General features: G+C 73.4%; 13 protein-coding genes and 1 pseudogene. 7 read left to right on the forward strand and 7 right to left on the reverse strand.

The genetic code is table 11. The annotated features are described in order from the left end of the window. Nucleotides 1–76: 76 nt before the first annotated feature. Together ACQVFL_RS04630 and ACQVFL_RS04635 are read right to left on the reverse strand one after the other, a co-directional pair. A pseudogene (locus ACQVFL_RS04630) lies at nt 77–4726 on the reverse strand (SCO7613 C-terminal domain-containing membrane protein); the annotation flags it as partial. A gap of 1021 nt (nt 4727–5747) precedes the next feature. After that, a complete protein-coding gene (locus ACQVFL_RS04635; protein WP_396692684.1) occupies nt 5748–7175 on the reverse strand; it encodes a UDP-glucose dehydrogenase family protein in 1428 nt (475 codons plus the stop codon). Nucleotides 7176–7427: 252 nt separating this feature from the next. Here ACQVFL_RS04635 and ACQVFL_RS04640 point away from each other — a divergent pair, with 252 nt between their 5' ends. Further along, nucleotides 7428–8591, forward strand: a complete 1164-nt coding sequence (locus tag ACQVFL_RS04640) for an acyl-CoA dehydrogenase family protein (RefSeq protein ID WP_431728759.1) — start codon at nt 7428–7430, stop codon at nt 8589–8591. Nucleotides 8592–8649: 58 nt separating this feature from the next. Here ACQVFL_RS04640 and ACQVFL_RS04645 read toward each other — a convergent pair whose 3' ends face one another. Then, nucleotides 8650–9297 (reverse strand): hypothetical protein, encoded by a 648-nt coding sequence (locus ACQVFL_RS04645; RefSeq protein ID WP_396695877.1) that lies wholly within the window; start codon nt 9295–9297, stop codon nt 8650–8652. 23 nt (nt 9298–9320) lie between these two features. On the opposite strand from ACQVFL_RS04645, the gene ACQVFL_RS04650 reads away from it, so the two are divergent. Beyond that, a complete protein-coding gene (locus tag ACQVFL_RS04650; RefSeq protein WP_396695879.1) occupies nt 9321–9845 on the forward strand; it encodes an acyl-CoA thioesterase in 525 nt (174 codons plus the stop codon). 171 nt (nt 9846–10016) lie between these two features. After that, nucleotides 10017–12005: an acetoacetate--CoA ligase gene (locus tag ACQVFL_RS04655; protein WP_431728760.1), complete on the forward strand. Its 1989-nt coding sequence runs from the start codon at nt 10017–10019 to the stop codon at nt 12003–12005. A 119-nt stretch (nt 12006–12124) separates the two neighbouring features. On the opposite strand, the gene ACQVFL_RS04660 is transcribed toward ACQVFL_RS04655, so the two are convergent. Further along, a complete protein-coding gene (locus ACQVFL_RS04660; RefSeq protein WP_396695883.1) occupies nt 12125–12814 on the reverse strand; it encodes a TIGR03089 family protein in 690 nt (229 codons plus the stop codon). A gap of 151 nt (nt 12815–12965) precedes the next feature. On the opposite strand from ACQVFL_RS04660, the gene ACQVFL_RS04665 reads away from it, so the two are divergent. Both ACQVFL_RS04665 and ACQVFL_RS04670 read left to right on the forward strand, forming a co-directional pair. After that, nucleotides 12966–14111 (forward strand): glycosyltransferase family 4 protein, encoded by a 1146-nt coding sequence (locus ACQVFL_RS04665; RefSeq protein WP_396695885.1) that lies wholly within the window; start codon nt 12966–12968, stop codon nt 14109–14111. Nucleotides 14112–14158: 47 nt separating this feature from the next. Beyond that, on the forward strand, nt 14159–15250 hold the full coding sequence (locus ACQVFL_RS04670; RefSeq protein WP_396695887.1) for a mannose-1-phosphate guanylyltransferase: 1092 nt from the start codon (nt 14159–14161) through the stop codon (nt 15248–15250). Here ACQVFL_RS04670 and ACQVFL_RS04675 read toward each other — a convergent pair. Then, nucleotides 15219–15833, reverse strand: a complete 615-nt coding sequence (locus ACQVFL_RS04675; RefSeq protein ID WP_396695889.1) for an NUDIX hydrolase — start codon at nt 15831–15833, stop codon at nt 15219–15221. The genes ACQVFL_RS04670 and ACQVFL_RS04675 overlap by 32 nt on opposite strands. 318 nt (nt 15834–16151) lie before the next feature. Between ACQVFL_RS04675 and ACQVFL_RS04680 the strand changes: the two genes are divergently transcribed. Beyond that, nucleotides 16152–17138, forward strand: coding sequence for an ArsR/SmtB family transcription factor (locus ACQVFL_RS04680; protein WP_396695891.1), 987 nt, complete (start codon nt 16152–16154; stop codon nt 17136–17138). Nucleotides 17139–17163: 25 nt separating this feature from the next. Here the strand turns inward: ACQVFL_RS04680 and ACQVFL_RS04685 are convergent, their stop codons facing one another. Further along, entirely contained in the window at nt 17164–18252 is a 1089-nt protein-coding gene (locus ACQVFL_RS04685; protein WP_431728761.1) for a coenzyme F420-0:L-glutamate ligase, read from the reverse strand. Continuing rightward, complete coding sequence (gene cofD, locus ACQVFL_RS04690) at nt 18249–19217, reverse strand: 2-phospho-L-lactate transferase (protein ID WP_396695895.1); 969 nt, start codon at nt 19215–19217, stop codon at nt 18249–18251. The genes ACQVFL_RS04685 and cofD overlap by 4 nt, the downstream gene beginning before the upstream one ends. A 98-nt stretch (nt 19218–19315) precedes the next feature. On the opposite strand from cofD, the gene ACQVFL_RS04695 reads away from it, so the two are divergent. Further along, the gene (locus tag ACQVFL_RS04695; protein WP_396695897.1) at nt 19316–20308 is read left to right on the forward strand and encodes a hypothetical protein; all 993 of its coding nucleotides are present in this window, start codon (nt 19316–19318) and stop codon (nt 20306–20308) included. Nucleotides 20309–20384: the final 76 nt, after the last annotated feature.

Here is a 20384-nt window from a genome sequence, read left to right on the forward strand (position 1 = left end):
AGCGTGAAAGGAGGGTCCCCTGCTAACGCCTGGTGCATAGCAGGGGACCCCTCCTAACACATTCCGTCAGAGCGGCTCACCGCATGCCGCGCAGCGCCGTCTGGAGGCGTTCCTGGGCGCGACGGCGGCGTTCGTTGCTGGCGCCGAGCACGAGCAGCAGGAGACCGACCGGGATCAGCACCAGCCACGGCCCGAGGCTGAACAGGGCGTGCACGGCGGCGATGGCGGTGACCACCGCGCCGACGATCACCGGTGCCTGCTGACGGGTCATCGAGCCGAAGACCAGCACCGCCACCGCGCCGAGCAGGAGCAGCACCTGCCGCAGCGTGCTGGAGTCGGTGGCCAGCACGATCGCCAGGGTGGGCACGAACGCGGCGACCAGCGCCGGGCCGTACGCGACCCAACTGCTCAGGTCGGCCCGCTGCCGCAACTCCAGCACGCCGACCAGCAGCGCCAACGCCGCGAACGGCAGCGTGTACGCCTCGGGCAGCGCCACGTCGGCGACCCACATCAGGATCCACCAGGCGGTGATCTCGCAGACCACCACGCCCCAGAACAGGATGCGGCGCTCCATCGGTCGTCGACCCGGCCGGGTGGCGGCGAGCCCGAGGACCGCACCCCAGGCGGCCAGCAGGGCGGCGATGTGCCGGGGCGAGTCGAAGGCCAGTGCCAGCGCGATCAGCGCGGCGGCGTACCCGCTCCACTCCACCGTCGACGCCTCGCGCCGTGCCTCGGGTCGCCGGAACCGGGGCAGCGTCGCGGCGAAGACCTGTAGGGCCGCGCCGACCGCGAGTACGCCGAACGCCGACCAGACCGGGGCGAGCCCCGCCACCAGTCCGGCGGTGAGCACCAGGAGCTGTGCCTTCAGCGAGGCGAACAGCCAGCCGAGGATGCGCGCCCGGGACGTGGTGCCGTACAGGGCGGCGACCACCCCGACCGCGACCCCGCCCGCGAGGGTGAACAGGGTCAGTTCCCGGGTGGCGAGGCTGCCGGCGAGACCCGCCCCACCGGCGGCCAGCCCGATCACGAAGACCAGGACCCGGGCCAGCCGGATCGACCGGGCCCGCTCCTCGATCGGGGGCGGCGGGGTCAGCGCCAGCCCCAGCATCGAGATGGCGAACACGGCCAACGCCGAGAGGGTGCTCGACGGCCAGCCGCTGCCGAGCGCGACCGGGGTGATCAGCAGGGTCACCGCGGCACCGGGCAGCACCACCGGCACCGCCCGGGAACGCCGACCGCCGCTGAACCCGGTGGCGGCCAGGGCCGCGGTCACGGTGAGCAGCAGCGCGGTGAGCACGTGAGTGGGGTTCACCGCAGCCGGCGGCGGGTTCAGCAGCTCCGGTGGCGGCCCCTGCCAGATCCGGCTCAGCGTGCGGTGCGGGTCGACGAGTGCGGCCAGCAGCGCCGGGGCGATCGAGACCAGCGCCAGGACGACCGGCAGGGTGGCGGCGGCCAGTGCCCCGGCGGCGGGGCTGACCCGCCACCGACGCCGTCTGCCGTCGTCGGGCAGCCGACGCAGGGCACCGTCCAGCAGGACCGTCCACCGGCGAACCGGCTGTGCCGCACCGACGGGTGGTTCGGTGGCCCCCCGGACCAGTTCGGCGAGCACCCCGAGCAGGGCCGCGGCGGCGGCGTACACGCCGATCGGCAGGTGCACGGGCACGGCGGCCAACGCGGTCACGCTCGCCCCGCCGACCACCCCGGCGCTCGCCCAGGGCAGGTACTGCGGGACCTGGCGGCGGACCGCGGCGATCGCGGCCAGGCCGAGGCTCGACGCGGCCAGGCCGGCGGTCAGCACCACCTCGGGCGGGTGCCCGAACTCCACGGCCAGGGCGGCGGTGGCACCGGGCAACGCGAGCAGCGCGGCACCGGTGCCGGCACCGCCGATCTGTGCCAGGTGCGGCGGCATCCCCTCGACGTGGACGTCGTCGACCAGCGGCTCCGCCATCGACCGGGCGAGCATCGCCACCACCGCACCGATCAGCACCACGCCGGCCAGAGCCAGCGCGGTCGTCCACGGCCGGACCAGACCGGCGCCGGTGGCGTGCAGCGCCACCACCCCGGCGGCGGTGATCCGGGACAGCCCGGCCCGGGGATCGACGGAGGCGACCGCCGCCATGCCGAGGACGGCGGCGACCATCGCACCGATCACCACCGGTGACCACCAGCTCAGGTGGAACGCGGCGGCCGCACCGATCGTGGCGAGCACCACCGCGGCGTTGGAGACGTCGTAGCGCCAGGGCGGCGGCAGCAGGATGCCGGCGGCCAGCGCGAGCAGCAGCAGCGCGATCGGCCCCTGCCACGTCGTACCGCCGGTCGGTGCGGCGGGCCAACCGGTGAGGTCGCCGTTCCAGATCGGCCCGGGGGTGGCCAGCACGCCCACCCCGCCGCGCAGCGCCATCCATCCGGCGAGCAGGCCGATCAGCACCCCACCGACGGCGAGGCCGAGCACCGGTCCGCGCCGCCACTGCTCGGGCATCGCCCGCGCGGCCACCGAGACCACCAGGACCAGGGCGGCGGCGACCGCGAGCTGCCCACCCGGTGCCAGCACCGTGCCGATCCGCAGCAGGGTGGCGACCAGCGCCGCGGTGACCGCGGCGGCGGCCAGGTCGGAGCCGTCCAGGGCGGCGTCGGCGCGCCGGCCGCTGTCGATCGACGGGGCCAGGAAGAGCAGCACGGCGGAGACCAGCAGCAGCGCACCCACCCAGGCGTCGGCCACGGTGGCCCCCGGCGCGCCGAAGCCGGCGGCGGCGACCGCCAACGCGCCGAGGCCGGTACCCACCGACAGCGGCGTCGGGAGGTGGCGCTGGGACACCTGCACGATGGCCGCGTAGCCGAGGGTGACGCAGACGGCGAGGAAGCTGGCCGCCAGCACCGGAACGGTCACCTCCCGCAGCGCGGCGGGGGTGAGGATCGGGTCGGTGGGCAGGGTCGCCGCGACGAACGCGGCCACCGCCCCGGGCAGGGCGAAGGCGGCACCTCCGGCCGCCCAGGCGGAGACGGTGTCGGCCGTCGCCGGAGCGAGCCGGATCCGGGGCGCGGCGGCGATCAGGATGCCAGCCAACACGAGGGCGAGCAGCACGGCGGCGGTCGACGCCGGTCGGGCCAGGGCCGCCCCGGCACCGGCCAGACCGACGCCGGTGGCGGCGATCGCGTGCGCCAGGGCGGCCCGGGGGGTACGGGCGGACAGCCCGACCGCCCCGATCCCGATCGCGGTCAGCACCATCGGCCAGGGTGCCAACGCCCAGGACAGCCCGAAGGACGCGGGTACGGCGAGCGCGGTCAACGCGGCACCGGTCACCGCGAACTCGCGTCGGATCTCCGCCGGCAGGGCCAGCACGGCGGCCACGGTCAACAGGAAGGCACTGGTGGCGAGCTGCCAGGCGGCCGGTCCCACCGCGCCGGCCAGTTCGGCCGGGTACCGGTCCAGGTCCGCCGCCCAGGCGGGCAGGGCGGCCTGGACGGGGGCGAGCCCGGCCCGGAGGGCGCTGCCCGCGACCAGCACCCCGGTGACCGTCAACGCGATCGCGGAGGCGAGCTGCGGACCGCGACGGGCGGACTCCGGCACCGCCCGGACGGCCAGACCGGTCACCGTGATGACGGCCGCGATCAGCAGCAGGGCCCGGCCCGGCAGGGCCACCGAGGCGATCCGGCCGAGCGCGCCGATGACGGCCAGGGTGAGCACACCCGCGCCGACGTCGGGCAGCGGCGGTCGTCGCAGCACCAGCGTCCCGGCCAGGCAGACGGTGGCGGCCAACAGCAGCACCAGGCCGGCCACGGTGGCGCCCGGCACGGCGGTGGCCCGCACCAGGGCGGTCACCGCGTACGCGAGGGCGACCGCGACCGCGACGCCGTGCAGGACCCAGGTCAGCTCCCGCAGCCCGGGTACCGGTCGGCTCGGCGCGACGGTACGCCCGCTGCCGGTCGGGTCCAGCAGCTCACCGGCCTCCTCCGGCGCTCCCTCGGGCCGCCCCTCTCCCTGCCGTTGGCGGGGCGGGTTCATCCGGCCGCCGGGCGGGGCCGAGGTCGGCGCGTCGGCGGGCGACTGCTCCACGGTGACCGGGGAGCGGGCCAGCCAGAGGTCGAGCAGGGCCATCACGGTCAGCACCAGCGCCCAGCCGACCGGTCCGCTGATCCGGTCGTACGCCAGCAGCGGCACCACCGGCTGCGCGGCCAGGACGGTCGCGAAGCGGGGCGCACGCAGTCGCGTCCATCCGGCGTACCCGACGGAGACGGCGGCCGTGACCGCGAAGATCACTCCGGCGAAGACCGCGCCGGAGGCGCCGCCGGCACCGATCGCGTCGACGGTCCAGAGTGCGTACCCGGAGAGCGGCACCAGGAGCAGGCCCACCGCGGCGATGGTCTCGGCGGTGGAGGTCAGTCCACGCCGGACCAGCACCGGCGGCGCGAGCAGCATGAGCACGGTGGCGAGCAGCAGGATGCCGAGCCGGGACAACGCGTCCATCGAGCTGGTCGCCACCACCGCGAAGACCACCGCGGCCACCCCGAGCAGCAGCGCGCCGAGCCCGAGCGGGATGTTCTGCACCTCGCGCGAGGAGGCTTCCGGCGGGTGCTCCGGGTCGTCGGCGTCCAGCCAGACCGGCGCGTCCGGTGGCGGGTCGCCCGCCCCGAAGGCGGCGGCCCCCTGTCGGGGCACCCGTGGCGGCGCGTCACCGCCGACCGGGCCGTTCGCCGACCGGGTGTCGCCGTCGCCCGGTGGCCTGCGCCGGCCGTCGACGGGTTGCTTGCGGGCCGTCGAGGTGCCGCCGTCACCGACCGGCGTCCGCGTCGACCGGGTGGCACCGTCCCCGGACGGCGCGCGCGTCGCCCCGGGGGAGTCGTCGGAGACGCGGATCGGTCCGGGGGCGTCGTCGCCCGGCGGCATCCGGGCCGTCGAGGTGGCACCGTCACCCGGCGGCGTACGCCTCGGTCCGGTGGCATCGTCGGCGGGCTGCCGTCGCGGCGGTGGGGTGGTGCGGTCGGTCGTGGGGGTGGTGGCGGTGGTGCCGTCACCGGGGGAGGTGCGCGGCGGCCTCCGGCGGAGCACGCGGCGCGACCGGCCGGACTGCTTGAGACGTTCGTCACCCGAGTTACCGGCGTGCGCGAGGATGTCCCGCTGGAAGATCGCGGCCTGCATCTTGGATGCGAGTTGCCGTTGCTCACTGGCGATGGCGGCCTCGCGGGCCTTCATCTCCGCGATGGACCGCTCGATGTCCGCCAGGTGCTCGGCCCATTGTGGCTGGTGGGCACCGCAGCGCGGGCAGCGGACGGCCGGCTTGATCTCCTGGCCGCACGAGGAGCACTGAAAGGTCGCCACGACACCCCTCCACCCGCAGTGTGGATTCCCACTGTCGCAGCATGCCGAATGCGGCCCAGGAATTCGACCGTTGTCGGCGGGTCACACACCCCCAAGATCGACCAACCTCGGACCGCCGGGCAAAGCGAAGGCCCCCGATCTCACCCCGCGCCGGGGATGGACCGGCTCACGCGGAATGCGGACAGTCAGGTCTGCCGAGCAAGCCAGATGATCTCACCCCCCCCCCCGCCGGGGATGGACCGGCTCACGCAGGCCGTGGACAGTCAGGTCCGCCGAGCAAGCCAGATGATCTCACCCCCCGCCGGGGATGGACCGGCTCACGCAGGCCGTGGACAGTCAGGTTTTCCGGGGGAGCCCACCCGCGCAGGGATCAAGCCTGACCGCCCGGAGCGGGTGGGCTCCCCCGGAAAACCACCAGCGCAACCAAAGATCAGGGCCGCCCCATCCCCCGATACTCCCACCCCGCCTGCGTCCACAGTGCCGAGTCGAGGCAGTTGCGCGCATCCACCACGCGCCGTCCGCTGACCAGGTCGCCGAGCGCGCTCGGGTCGGCGTTGCGGAAGTCCGCCCACTCGGTGAGGACGCAGACTAGGTCGGCGCCGGTGACCGCCGCGTTGACGTCCGGCTCGTAGGTCAGCTCCGGCACCGCCCGGCGGGCGTTCTCCATCCCCTGCGGGTCGAACACGTGCACCTCGGCACCGGCCTTGTGCAGCAGCGCGGCGACGGCGAGCGCGGGCGCGTCGCGTACGTCGTCGGTGTTGGGTTTGAAGGTCGCCCCGAGGACGGCGATCCGGGTGCCGGACAGGTCCGGACCGGCCGGGCCGGACCGGCGGCCGAGCAGGTCGGCGGCGAGATGCAGCACGCGGGTCCGGCGACGCAGGTTGATCAGGTCGACCTCGTGCAGGAAGCGCAGCGCCTCACCGGCGCCCAGTTCCTGCGCGCGGGCCTGGAAGGCGCGGATGTCCTTCGGCAGGCAGGCGCCGCCGAAGCCGAGCCCGGACTGGAGGAAGCGGTTGCCGATGCGGGGGTCGTACCCGATGGCCTTGGCGAGCTGGGTGACGTCGCCCCCGGCGGCCTCGCAGACCTCGGCCATCGCGTTGATGAAGGAGATCTTGGTGGCCAGGAAGGCGTTCGCGGCGACCTTGACCAGCTCGGCGGTGGCGAAGTCGGTGACCACCAGGGGCACCTCGCGGTCCTCGGTGGCAGCCAGGTCGAAGACGCCCTTGTGCGCGGCGTAGAGCATGCCGTTGGCCCAGTCGCTCTTGACGCCGACGACGATCCGGTTGGGCCGGAGCACGTCGTCAACGGCGAAGCCCTCCTGGAGGAACTCGGGGCTCCACGCCACCTCGACCCCCAGGTCGGTGGAGGCGTGCTTGCCCACGAGTTGCTCCACCCACTCGGCGGTGCCGACCGGAACGGTGGACTTGCCCACGATCAGGGCCTTGCGGGTCAGGTGCTGGGCCAGACCGGTGACCGACGCCTCGACGTACGACAGGTCGGCGCCCATGCCGTCGGCCCGCTGCGGCGTGCCGACGCAGATGAAGTGCACGTCGCCGAAGTCGGCGGTCTCGGCGATGTCGGTGCTGAACCGCAGTCGCCCGGCGGCCAGGTTGCGCCGGAGCAGCTCGTCCAGGCCCGGCTCGTGGATCGGCACCTGCCCCGCGTTCAGCTTGGCGATCTTGTCGGCGTCGACGTCGAATCCGAGCACCTCGTAGCCGAGCTCGGCGTAACAGATGGCGTAGGTCGCGCCGAGATAACCAGTGCCCAGGAAGGTCACCCGAGGTCGGGAGGCACCCGAGGGGGGTGTCACCGAGGCGATGGCGGGCATCGGCTGGGTGTTCGGGTACGGGATGGTCACGCCTGTCTCTCCGCTCGCACTGGCGGCGCGTGGTCGCGTCGCGGTCCGCTGCGGCGCCTGGCGGGGCACCGGAGGGGGGTGATTCTGCTGTCTGTGCTCCATCATCGCCGACCGGCGCCGATGCTCCGTCACGACTCAGCCTACGCGCCGGTAACATGACCCGAACGGTGGTGGCTATCCTTCAGTCTGCGCGATGGCCGTCCAGGTGACGCTACAGACTGCGCATAGTAGCGGTGAAGGGGAGGGGCCGGCATGCCCGCAGAGCAGTCGTTCGATGTGTATCGGTTGCCCGAGGAGCACGAGGCGATCCGGGAAGCCGTCCGTGAGGTCTGCACGGCGAAGGTGGCACCGCACGCCGCCGAGGCCGACGAGACCGGCGAGTTCCCCAAGACCTCCTACGACGCGTTGCGGGCCGCCGACTTCCACGCCCCGCACATCCCCGAGGAGTACGGCGGTGCGGGTGCCGACGCCCTCGCGACCGCGATCGTGATCGAGGAGGTCGCCCGGGCCTGCGCCTCGTCGTCGCTGATCCCGGCCGTGAACAAGCTCGGCACCATGCCGCTGCTGCTGGCCGGTTCCGACGAGATCAAGCGCCGCTACCTGACGCCGGTCGCCGCCGGTGAGGCGATGTTCTCGTACTGCCTCTCCGAGCCGGAGGCGGGCAGCGACGCGGCGTCGATGACCACCCGCGCGGTGCGCGACGGCGATCACTGGGTGCTCAACGGCGTGAAACGGTGGATCACCAACGCCGGGGTGTCCGAGTTCTACACGGTGTTCGCCGTGACCGACCCGACGGCGCGTTCCCGGGGCATCTCCGCCTTCGTGGTCGAGAAGTCCGATCCGGGGGTGAGTTTCGGTGCGCCGGAGAAGAAGCTCGGTATCAAGGGTTCACCGACCCGTGAGGTGTACCTGGACAACGTCCGTATCCCGGCGGACCGCATGATCGGTGCCGAGGGCACCGGTTTCGGTACGGCGATGCGGACGCTGGATCACACGCGGGTGACCATCGCGGCGCAGGCGCTCGGGATCGCGCAGGGTGCGTTGGACTACGCCAGGGGGTACGTGGCCGAGCGGAAGCAGTTCGGCAAGGCGATCGCCGAGTTCCAGGGTGTGCAGTTCATGCTCGCCGACATGGGCATGAAGCTGGAGGCGGCCCGACAGCTCACGTACGCGGCGGCGGCCAGGTCCGAGCGGGGTGACGCCGACCTGACGTACTTCGGTGCGGCGGCGAAGTGCTTCGCCTCGGACGCCGCCATGGAGATCACCACCGACGCGGTGCAGTTGCTCGGTGGGTACGGCTACACCCGGGACTACCCGGTCGAGCGGATGATGCGCGACGCCAAGATCACCCAGATCTACGAAGGCACCAACCAGGTCCAACGCATCGTGATGGCCCGCCAACTGCTGAAGGACTGACGACGGAGGGCTCCGCCCGGCGGCCACGGCCACCGGGCGGAGCCCTTCTCTCCTTCGATCAGTTGGTTGCGTCGTCCCGTCGCGGCAGGCTGCCGGGCGGCGCCGACCAGGGCGAGGTCCCACTGGTACGCCGGGGCAGCGGCTCGGTCGGCGTGTCGTCCGGGTCCGGGTAGCCGAGGCTCAGCGGCTCGGTGTCCCGTTCCGCCGACGGCGGCGGCCACTCGGTCACCGGCAGGTCCTGGGTCGTCGCCTCGGTCGGCGGCGGCACCACCGGTGCGGGCGTCGGCCAGCGCCGCCACCGCTGCCCGCTGAACGTCGCCATCACCAACAGCAGGCCGATCAGGAACAGGGTGCCGTTCTGCACCGGCAGCCGCAGCGGCAGCGGGTCGCCGAGGAACTCCCAGTCGGCCGGGATGCGCTCGCGGACCCGGAAGGGCGCCACGAACAGCCCGACGTACGGGGTGATCAGCAGCAGCCCGGCCACCAGCGGGCCGAGCGGTGAGATGCGCAGTGTGCCGAGCAGGCCCAACACGATTCCGCCGACGGCGAGATAAACGGCCGGTTCGATCAGGTTTGCCGTGTTCGAGGTGCCGATCTCCACCCACCGGTCGACCGTCCCGGCCGACCCGTCCTGGCCCAGGGTGACCAGCACCCAGGTGACCGGTGCCACCACCAGCCCGGCGAGGAAGCTCCACAGATGTCGCATCCGCGCACCGTACCGTTTCCGCCATGACCGAGCACCCCTCCGCCGCGCCACCGGGCAAGCCGACGTCGTACTCGCGCGTGACCCTGAGTCGGATCATGACGGCGGTCGACGTGAACCTCTACGGCACCGTGCACGGCGGGGTGCTGATGAAGTTCGTGGACGACGTCGCCGGTGCCGCCGCGGCCCGGCACAGCGGCGGTACGGCGGTCACCGCCGCGATCGACGAGATCGTCTTCTCCGAGCCGGTCCGGGTCGGCGACCTGATCCACGCGTACGCCCAGATCAACTGGACCGGATCGACGTCGATGGAGGTCGGCGTACGGGTGATGGCCGAGCGCTGGGACTCGGCCGAGGCGGAGGCGGTGCGGGTGGCCACCGCGTACCTCGTCTTCGTCGGTGTCGAGGTGGGCGGCGCGCCACGGGCGGTGCGGCCGGTGCTGCCGGAGACGCCGGAGGACGAACGTCGCTGGCGCGAGGCGGAGATCCGCCGTGCCCACCGGCTGGCCCGCCGCCGCGCCATCCAGCACGCCCGGGGCGAGTCGGGCTGAGCGGTCGCCGTGGGGCCGTGGCCGTGGGGCCGTGGCCGTGGGGCCGTGTGTTAGCAGGGGACCCCTGCTCTACCGCAGGCGTTAGGAGGGTGCCCTTCCTTGCAAGCTAGGGCAGGATGACGCCACGGCCCACCGCACAGCGTCGTGTCGGGCCAGGGGAGGAGTGGACCAGTGACGGACGTGTTGTGGACGCCGCCGACGGACGTGCTCCAGCGCTCACGCATCGGGACGTACCTGCGGTGGCTGGCCGAGCACCGGGGCCTTGAGTTCGCCGACTACGACGCGCTGTGGCGGTGGTCGGTCACCGACCTGGACGCCTTCTGGCGCTCGATCTGGGACCACTTCGAGGTCGTCGCGCACACCCCGCCGACCGCCGCCCTGGCCACGCGTGACATGCCGAGGGCGCGGTGGTTCCCCGACGCCACGCTCAACTACGCCGAGAACGTGCTGCGGATGCCCGGCCGGGCCGACGACGACCCGGTGGTGATCGCGCACTCGCAGACCCGTGCGCCGGTCACCCTGACCGCCGCCGAACTGCGCGAGCAGGTCCGCCGGGTGGCCGCCGGGCTGCGCCGACTCGGCGTGGGCACCGGCGACCGGGTGGCCGTGAACGCGCCGAACATCCCCGAGACGTACGTGCTGCTGCTGGCCACGGCGAGCCTCGGGGCGATTTTCTCCTCCTGCGCGCCGGAGTTCGGCACCCGCAGTGTCACCGACCGCTGGCAGCAGATCGAGCCGACCGTACTGGTCGCGGTGGACGGCTACCGCTACGGCGACAAGCCGGTGGACCGGCGTGCCGAGGTGGCCGCGATCCGCGCCGCACTGCCGTCGGTACGGCACACGGTGAGCATCGCCTACCTCGACCCGTCCGGCCCGACCCCGGCGGGTGCGCTCTCCTGGGCCGACCTGGCGGCGCCGACGGACGAGCCCGCGACGTTCACCCCGGTGCCGTTCGACCATCCGCTGTACGTGCTCTACTCGTCCGGCACCACCGGGTTGCCCAAGCCGATCGTGCACGGGCACGGTGGCATCCTGCTGGAACACCTCAAGATGCTCGCCCTGCACCACGACCTCGGTCCGGCCGACCGGTTCTTCTGGTTCACCACCACCGGCTGGATGATGTGGAACTTCCTGGCCTCCGGTCCGGCGGTGGGCGCGACGATCGTGCTGTTCGACGGCAACCCGGGCCACCCGGACCTGGGCGGGCTGTGGCGGCTGGCCGAGGAGACCGGCACCACGTACTTCGGCACCTCGGCGCCGTACCTGCTGGCCTGCCGCAAGGCGGGTCTGGTGCCGCGCGAGATCGCCGACCTGTCCGCGCTGCGCGGGCTGGGTTCGACCGGTGCGCCGCTGCCCGCCGAGGGCTTCACCTGGGTGTACGAGACCGTCGGCACAGACCTGCAACTCCAGTCGCTGTCCGGCGGCACCGACGTCTGCACCGGCTTCGTCGGCGGGGTACCGCTGCTGCCGGTGCACGCCGGTGAGATCACCTGTCGGGCGCTCGGCGCCAGGGTGGAGGCCCGCTCGGCCGACGGCACCCCGGTCATCGGCGAACTGGGCGAACTGGTGATCACCGCGCCGATGCCGAGCATGCCGGTGGGCTTCTGGAACGACGCCGACGGGAGCCGCTACCGGGAGGCGTACTTCGACGTCTACCCCGGAGTCTGGCGACACGGCGACTGGATCACCATCAACGCGCGCGGCGGCTGTGTGATCACCGGCCGTTCCGACGCCACCCTGAACCGGGGCGGCGTACGTCTGGGCACCGCCGAGTTCTACTCGGTGGTGGAGGGGCTGGACGAGGTCGTCGACTCGCTGGTGGTGCACCTGGAGGACGACCAGGGCGGTGCCGGTGAACTGCTGCTCTTCGTGGTACTCGCCGACGGCCTGACCCTCGACGACGACCTGCGCGCGGCGATCTCCCGCGAGCTGCGAACCGCCCTCTCCCCCCGGCACGTGCCGGACGAGATCCACCAGGTCCGCGCGGTGCCCCGCACCCTGTCCGCGAAGAAGCTGGAGGTCCCGGTGAAGAAGATCCTCACCGGTACCCCGGTCGATCAGGCCGCCGCCAAGGGCGCACTGGCCAACCCCGACTCCCTGACCGCCTTCGCCACCCTCGCCCAATCCCGCCCCACCCCCACCCCGCCCCCGTCCCGTTGATCAAGAGGTTTGCGCCGCGTTCGAGCGGGATTCTGACTCAAACCCCTTGATCAACGAGCTTCCGTGCCCGTCGCACGTGGCCCGACCCGTCGATTACGGGGTGGGGTGGGGTGAGGGTGTCAGGGGAGGGTGTGGGTGGCTTTCTCGGTGGTGGCTCGGGCGGGTAGGCGGGCGTGGTCGGGGTGGGCGCAGAGGACGGTGGTCGCGCGCGCGGTGAGCGGGGCGAGCAGCCAGTCGACCGGGTCGGGCAGGGCGTCCACGTCGATCAGGACCCGCTCGCCGGGGGAGATGCCCAACTCGGCCGCTCGGGCCGTCGCCCGCTCACGCAGCGTGACGTGGTCCGGCCCGCCTGGCGGGTACGCGCCGAAGTGGTCGCCGTGTGCGCGTACCTCGGTCACGTAGTCGGCGAAGCCGGCCGGCACCTCCCGCAGCGGCAGCGCGAACGGGTGCAGGGCGAGCGCGTACCGGTCGCCGGCCGACCAGGCGTCCGCCTCGGCGGCGCGGTCGGCGGTGGCGAACAGGACGTCCACGGCACCGGGTCGATCGGCCACGGTCAGCCCGGCCGACCAGCAGCCGAGCAGCACGGCGGCGGTCTGCCAGTGTGGTGGCAGCAGCACCGCCGCAGTGTCACCGGGGGCGAGTGACAGTTCGTCGACGAGCAGGTTGGCGGTCTTGGCCACCCAGTTCGTCAGCGTGGCGCCGGAGAGTTCGGTGCGCTCGCCGGTCGCGTCGTCGTACCAGGTGAGCAGCGGGCGGGTCGGGTCGGTCGCGATCGCGTCGGGCAGGACGCGGGCAATGTTGTCGGCCATCGGCGCGAACGATACGCCGCCGCCGCCCGTACTCGATGACAGTCACAAGTCGGCGAACCGTCGGGTCGGAGTCAGCGTCCGCACTCGGCACCGGCGTAGGCTTGCCCGAAGTGTTGTTCCCCACAGTCCCGCCACCACAAGGAGTCGCCCCGTGACCGCCGGTCGCCCGCCCCGCGTGCTCATCGACGCCACGAGTGTCCCCGCCGACCGCGGGGGCGTCGGTAGATACGTCGACGGTCTGCTCGGCGCCCTCGGCAAGGTGTGCGGGTCGGCGGTGGAACTGGTCGTGGTCAGTCTCCGCACCGACCTGGACCGCTATCGCCGGATGCTGCCCGGAGCCGAGATCGTCCCCGCACCCGCCGCCGTCGCGCACCGTCCCGCCCGGCTCGCCTGGGAGCAGACCGGTCTGCCCCTGCTGGCGCAGCAGGTCGGTGCCGAGGTGCTGCACTCGCCGTTCTACACCTGTCCGTTGCGGGCCGGCTGCCCGGTCACGGTGACCCTGCACGACGCGACCTTCTTCACCGAGCCGGAGCACTACGACAAGTCCCGCCGGACGTTCTTCCGCAGCGCGATCAAGACCTCGCTGCGCCGGGCCAACCGGGTGATCGTGCCGAGCAAGGCCACCCGGGACGAGCTGATCCGGCTGCTGGACGCCGATCCGACCCGGATCGACGTGGCATACCACGGTGTCGACCACGACGCCTTCCACGCTCCCGGCGACGAGGAGAAGGCCCGGGTACGCGCCCGGCTGGGACTGGGTGGCAGCAGCTACGTGGCCTTCCACGGCGCGAAGGAGCCGCGCAAGAACGTGCCGAACCTGATCCGTGGTTGGGCGCGGGCGGTCGCCGACCGGGAGGACCCGCCGGCGCTGGTGATCGCCGGTGGGCAGGGGCACGACGACGACATCGACCGGGCTGCCGCCGACGTGCCGTCGCACCTGCGGCTGCTGCGTCCCGGCTATCTGCGCTACGCCGACCTGCCCGGCTTCCTCGGTGGAGCCCTGGTGGCCGCCTATCCGTCCTACGGGGAGGGTTTCGGCCTGCCGGTGCTGGAGGCGATGGCGTGCGCCGCTCCGGTGCTCACCACGCCCCGACTGTCCCTGCCCGAGGTGGGTGGCGACGCGGTGGCGTACACCAGTGAGGACCCGGACCAGATCGCCACCGACCTGGCCGCGCTGCTCGACGACGAGCCGCGCCGGTTGTCGCTGGCCAAGGCCGGGTTCGACCGGGCCAAGGAGTTCACCTGGGAGTCGAGCGCCGAGGTGCACATCGCCGCCTGGTCACGGGTGCGGGCCTGACGTGGCAACCCGGCCCCCGGGACGGGCGGTTCGGGCATGATGTCCTAGTGATCTATGTCGTCATTCCGGCGGGTGGCAGCGGCACAAGGTTGTGGCCGCTGTCCCGCTCCGGCCACCCCAAGTTCCTCCACCCGTTCACCGGCACCCCGGCCTCGTTGCTCCAGGCGACGGTGGAGCGGGCGGCGCCGCTGACCACTCCGGAGCGGACCATGGTGGTCACCGGGGCCGCGCACGCGGCGGCGGTGGCCCGTCAGTTGACCGGCCTGCCCGAGGAGAACATCCTCATCGAGCCGTCGCCGCGCGACTCCTGCGCGGCCATCGCGCTCGCCGCTGCGGTGATCGCGGTACGCGACCCGGACGCGGTGATGGGGTCGTTCGCGGCGGACCACCTCATCGGTCAGCCGGAGCAGTGGGTGGAGACGGTCCGGGCGGCGGTCCGGGGTGCGGATCAGGGTCTGCTGATGACCGTCGGGATCACCCCGACCCGGGCGGAGACCGGCTACGGATACCTCCAGACCGGTGATCCGGTGGGCGACGGTCCGATGCGTCCGGTCGTCGAGTTCAAGGAGAAGCCGAACGCCGAGGTGGCCGAGGCGTACGTCCGGTCCGGTCGGTATCTGTGGAACGCCGGCATGTTCGTCTGGCGGGTGTCGGCGTTCCTCGCCGAACTGGCCCGCCAGCAGCCCGCCCTGCACACGGGGGTGACCGCGATCGCGGCGGTGTGGGGCACCCCCGAGCAGGACGACGTGCTCGGCGCGGTGTGGCCGACGCTGCCGAAGATCTCGGTCGACTACGCGGTGATGGAGGGCGCGGCGAGCGCCGGCCGGGTCGCCACCGTGCCGGGCGACTTCCGCTGGAACGACGTGGGTGACTTCCACACCCTCGGTGAGGTGCTGCCGACCGACGACGACGGCAACGTGGTGCTCGGTGGCGACGTCAAGGCCGAGGTGCTGCTGCGCGACAGCAGCGGGTGTGTGGTGGTGCCGCAGTCCGGGCGGATGGTGGCCGGCGTCGGCGTGCACGACCTGATCGTGGTCGACACGCCGGACGCGTTGCTGGTCTGCCCGCGTGGACGCGCCCAGGACGTGAAGGCGATCGTGGACGAACTCAAGGCACGGGGTGAGGACAGGCTCGTCTGAACGCGGCCAGCCCGGGTGTCATGAGCCGGGCGGTCCCGCCGGCCAGCGGTTGCGGTAGCTGGTCCGGCGGGAACCAGCCGAGCGCCTCGGACTCCGCGCTGACCGTCTCCACCGCGCCGGGCGGGGCGAAGACGGCGAAGCGTACGTCGTGGTGCAGCGACCCGCCCTGGCAGCCGACCTGGTGCACGTCCACGTCGATCGGCACCGGGTCCACCCGCAGGCCGGTGATGCCGGACTCCTCGGTCGCCTCGCGGAGCGCGGCCCCGGCCAGCGTCCCGTCGCCCGACTCGCAGTGCCCGCCGAGTTGCACCCAGCGGTGGAACTTGCGGTGCAGGCAGAGCAGCACCCGGGTGCCGGTCGCGTCGAACAGCAGGGCGCTGGCGGTGACGTGTCCGGCCCGGTGCTCGCGGCTCATCGCGACCGGTCCGGCGGTCAGCAGGGCGAGGGTCCGGTCCCGCGCGGTCGCGGCGTCCGAGCTGGTCGGCGTCCATCCGGTGAGGACCGTCGACGCGTCGTCGTGCAGCGCGGACCAGCCGCTCTCCGGGGCCTGCGGGTGCTCGTCGGTTGCATGAGGCGTCGACACGGCCCCTCCTTCCGTCCCGCACAGCGTACGGGCGGGCGGGAGGGGAGTTGCGGGGCGGGACGGTTGACGGCCGGGCGACACCTCTGCGGAAACGTTGAGCCGCAGACCCTCGTGTGGTGCCGCCCGGCCGTGCCTTCCCCCGGCCCCCGGACTCCGCAGGGGACGTGTGTCGTCCCTTGCGGCACGCAGAGCATGGCGGACCCGGGCGTCGGGAGTCGAGGTCTTTTAGCCCACGCTTAACGGACCAAGGCGATGTGCCCCAGGTAAAGTGCCAAGCGTCGCCGGACGTCCCTCAGCCGGGTGACGGGGAGTCGTTCCATGCTGAAGATCCACTTCTCCGGCGAGGACATCCTCCGGACCAGAGTCGCGCCGGCTGCGGACCCGATCTGGGAAGTGGTGCTGAGCCTGCACCTGCTGCCCGGACGCAGCCGGGACCCGCTGCTCGCCGGTTGGCGACGTGAGGTCATGCGTGGCCTGCGCCGGCAGGATGACGCCGACGGACTGCGGTTGCTGCTGACGTTGAACCCGCCGCGTGGCTACTTCCCGGACTTCCTCACCCCGTACGAGAGCGTGGGCGGGTTCGAGGCCGGGATGGAGGCGCTGCGGCGTACCCCGGCGACGTTGCTGCACCGCGACCTCAGTCGGCTGGCCAGCGGTCGGAGCCTGCCCACCGGGGCCGACGCCCTGGCCCGGGGTGAGCCGCGGGCGCTGGACGACCTGACCGACGCGATGAGCCGGTACCGCGACCTGGCCCTCGGCCCGTACTGGGAGCGGGTGCAGGCGGCGGTGGACGCCGACCGGAGCCGCCGGGCGCGGGCCATGCTGGACGGCGGGATCGAGGGCCTGCTGACCTCCCTGCGGCCGGGCGTGCGCTGGGAGTCCGGGGTGCTGCACATCCCCGACTATCCGAACAGCCGCGAACTGCACCTGCGGGGTCGGGGACTGCTGCTGGTGCCGTCGTTCTTCTGCGCGAAGACGCCGGTGGCGCTGGTCGACCCGGAGCTGCCGCCGGTGCTGGTCTATCCGGTGGACCGGCTGGGCGGACTGGCCGTCGAGGCCGACGCGACCGGCGCCGGGCGCACGGCGTTGGCCGCGCTGCTCGGCCGGACCCGGGCCGCGGTGCTCGCCGCCACCGACGGCGGGTGCAGCACCGGCGAGCTGGCCCGCCGGTTGCGGATCTCGGCGGCGGCGGCCAGCCAGCACACCACGGTGTTGCGCAACGCCGGTCTGCTGGTGAGCCACCGCGACCGCAACACCGTCCTGCACACCCCCACCCCGCTGGGGCGCGCCCTGCTCAACCCCTGACCGGCGGAAACCCGGCGTCGGGTGCTCAGAGGGCCAGGGAGGCGGCGGCGGTGGTGGCCGGTGGCGGGGGGAGGAGTTGGGAGGGGACGTGGTGGGCCGCGAGGGCGGTCCGCAGCCGCTGCACGTCGGTGCCGAACCGGACCAGTTGGACCGGACCGACCGGGGTGGGCGGGGAGCAGAGCACCAGGCCGGTGGCACGCTCCGGCCAGCCGGGCACGGTATGGACCAGTCCGGCGCGTACGTCGTCGTCGACGACCTGGGTGAACACCGTGCCGGGTGCGACGACGTCGATGACCGAGGCGATCGCCGCGGCGACCGTAGCCGGGTCGGGCCGTGCCTCGCCGGGGCGGTCCGGCAGGTGCGCGGCCTCGGCCAGCCCCGCCGCCCGGGCCTCGGCGGTGCCGAGCGAGAACAGGTCCATCGACGCGTCCCGCACCAGCACCCGGGCACCCTCGCCGTCGTCGTCCTGCCCGGCGGTCAGGTAGCCCCGGATCACCGCGACCGGCATCTGGTCGCACTTGCCCTTGATCAGTTCGCCCGCGCCGGCCAACTCGTCGACCACGGCCATCTGGGTCAGCACCAGCTCGTTGCCGTACGGGTCGACCTCGCCCCGGTGGTCCCGGATCGCGTCCATCCCGGCCACGCCGAGGGCCACGTCGGTGAGCCCGTTGCGCCACGGCCGACCCATGGTGTCGCTGATGATCACGGCGACGTTCACGCCGTGACGCGCCCGCAGCCCGGCGCGCAGTGCCCGGGCCGAGGCGTCCGGGTCCTCCGGGAGCAGCACCAGCCGGGTCTTGTCGACGTTCGAGGCGTCGATGCCGGCCGCCGCCATCACGAAGCCGTGTCGGGTCTGCACGATCCGGGTCGGGCCGCGCGACGCCACCACCCGGACCGTCTCCGAGGCCAGCACCTCGTCCCGGGCGGCCTGCCGATCCGGGCCGTCGGCGGGCACGTCCACCAGCCGACCCTCCGCCTTCGAGACGATCTTGCTGGTCACCACCAGCACGTCGCCGTCGCGCAGCCACGGTGCCGCGCCTCCGATGAGCGCCGCCAGGTCGTCGCCCTCGGTCACGTGGCCGATGCCCGGCACCGGCAGGATCTCCAGTCTCACGTCAACTCCACCGCGGCGCGGACCATCGCCGCCGTCGCCGCCTCGTCGGTCATCCGCAGCGGCACCGCGCGTACGGTCACGCCCGGCACCTCCGTGCCCGCATCCTCCTCGGCGACCAGCCATCCGTCGAGCAGGCCACCGGTGGCCCGGCTGCCGTACAGCCCGCCGACCCCGGCGGCGGTGCACGGCACGTCGACCACCGAGAGGCACCGGTCCGCCATGCCGCGCACCGGGGCGCCACCGATGATCGGCGACACCCCGACCACCGGTGCCGGACCGCCGGTCAGCGCCTCCCGCACGCCCGGTACGGCGAGGATCGGCGCGATGCTGACCACCGGGTTGCTCGGCGCCACCAGCACCACGTCGGCACCGGCGATCGCCTCCGTCACGCCGGGTGCCGGCTTCGCGGCCTCCGCGCCGACGAACACGAACCGGTGCGTCGGCACCTGGGCCCGGTACCGGATCCACCACTCCTGGAAGTGGATCGCCCGCTGCCCGCCGGTGCCGTCGCCGGTCTCGTCGGGCAGGGTCACCACCACGTGCGTCTCCAGGCGGTCGTCGGTCGCCGGCAGCAGGCGTACGCCGGGCTGCCAGCGGGTCGCCAACGCGTCGGTCACCTGGTGCAGCGGGTACCCGGCGTCGAGCATGGTGCTGCGTACCAGGTGGGTGGCCAGGTCCTTGTCGCCCAGCCCGAACCAGGTCGGCTCGGCACCGTACGCGGCCAGCTCGGTCTTGACCGTCCAGCTCTCGCCGGTACGACCCCAGCCGCGCTCGGGGTCGGCCCCGCCGCCGAGGGTGTACATGACGCTGTCCAGGTCCGGACAGACCCGGAGCCCGTGCAGGCGCAGATCGTCGCCGACGTTGACCACGGCGGTCACCTCGGCACCCACCTCACGGGCGTACGCACGCACCCCGAGCAGGAACCGGGCACCCCCGATTCCGCCGGTCAGAACCACGACACGCATCAGCCCATCCTCGCCTACGTGACGCCTCCGACGGCCAGTCGCCCAGGGAGACTAGGCTCACGTCGGCATCTGTCCGCTTTCGCCCCCAGGGAGAGTTCGTGACCAGCCCCGTGGAGCATCCGCCCTCCGAACCGACCCCGGCCCGTCAGGTGACCGGGCCGCTTCGGGAACTCGTCGCCCTCGTGCTCCTGGGCGCGAACGCCGTCTTCCTCTTCGTCACGCTGATCCGGTTGATCACTCCGCAGGGCGCCTACAGCACGGTGACCGGCCGGGCGGGCAGTGCGTTCTTCGGCTTCGTCGGGCTGGAGGCGATCGTCCTGCCGCTGCTGGCGGTGCTGCTCGCCACCCACCTCGCCCCGGTGGTCGGCAAGGCGAAGCTGATCACGCAGGTGGCCCTGGTCGAGTACGCGGTCAGCGTCGTGTTCGGCGGTCTGACGCTGCTGATCTGGACGGTCGGTCGGCTGGCCGAGGCGCAGATCTTCGACGCCCTGACCGGCGTCATCACCCGGGCGGCCTGGGTGGCGTTGTTCGGCGCGGCGGCGTACGTGGTCTGGACCGTCTGGCGGCGGCTCTATTACGTGCCCAAGCCCAAGCAGGAGCCCGGCCTGTACGGCACCCCGCAGCAGGGCTGGGCCCCGCAGGGCACCCCGGGACAGCCCGGTGGCTACCCGGGTGGGTGGCCGCAGCAGCCCGGTCCGACCGGTGGATGGCCCGGTGGCGAGCAGTCCGGTGGCTTTCCCGGCCAGGCCGGCTACCCGGGCGCGGGCCAGCCCGCCGGTTACCCCGGCCAGCAGCCGGGCGGTTACCCCGGCGCTCAGCCGGGCGGGGAGCAGCCGGGGTGGCCGGTGGCGGGTCAGGCGCCCGGCGGGCCGTCGTCCGCCCCGCACACCTGGCCGCCGCACGGCCAGCCGGTCGTGCCGGCGCAGCCACCGGCTCCGACCTCTCCGGCGGCACCGCCGTTCGGGCAGCCCCCGTCGGCCGACCCGACCCAGACCATCCCGCGTCAGGGCACCGAGCCGGGCCAGGCGGTGCCGCCGCCGGGCGAGGGCGACCGCACCCAGCGGATCGACCCGGGCGACAAGCCCGCCTGACCGCCGTACGACCAGCCGGGCGGCCGGGTGCGGTTGCCCACGTGGGGGGTGTGCGGCCGGCGACAGCGCCTAGGCT

Source organism: Verrucosispora sp. TAA-831, assembly GCF_050780145.1.
Lineage (GTDB): Bacteria > Actinomycetota > Actinomycetes > Mycobacteriales > Micromonosporaceae > Micromonospora.

Coding starts and splice junctions, on each gene's coding strand:
- ACQVFL_RS04680 (WP_396695891.1), top strand. CDS start 16,152: ATGCTGAAGATCCACTTCTCCGGCGAGGACATCCTCCGGACCAGAGTC.
- cofD (WP_396695895.1), bottom strand. CDS start 19,217: ATGCGTGTCGTGGTTCTGACCGGCGGAATCGGGGGTGCCCGGTTCCTG.
- ACQVFL_RS04645 (WP_396695877.1), bottom strand. CDS start 9,297: ATGCGACATCTGTGGAGCTTCCTCGCCGGGCTGGTGGTGGCACCGGTC.
- ACQVFL_RS04640 (WP_431728759.1), top strand. CDS start 7,428: ATGCCCGCAGAGCAGTCGTTCGATGTGTATCGGTTGCCCGAGGAGCAC.
- ACQVFL_RS04660 (WP_396695883.1), bottom strand. CDS start 12,814: ATGGCCGACAACATTGCCCGCGTCCTGCCCGACGCGATCGCGACCGAC.
- ACQVFL_RS04650 (WP_396695879.1), top strand. CDS start 9,321: ATGACCGAGCACCCCTCCGCCGCGCCACCGGGCAAGCCGACGTCGTAC.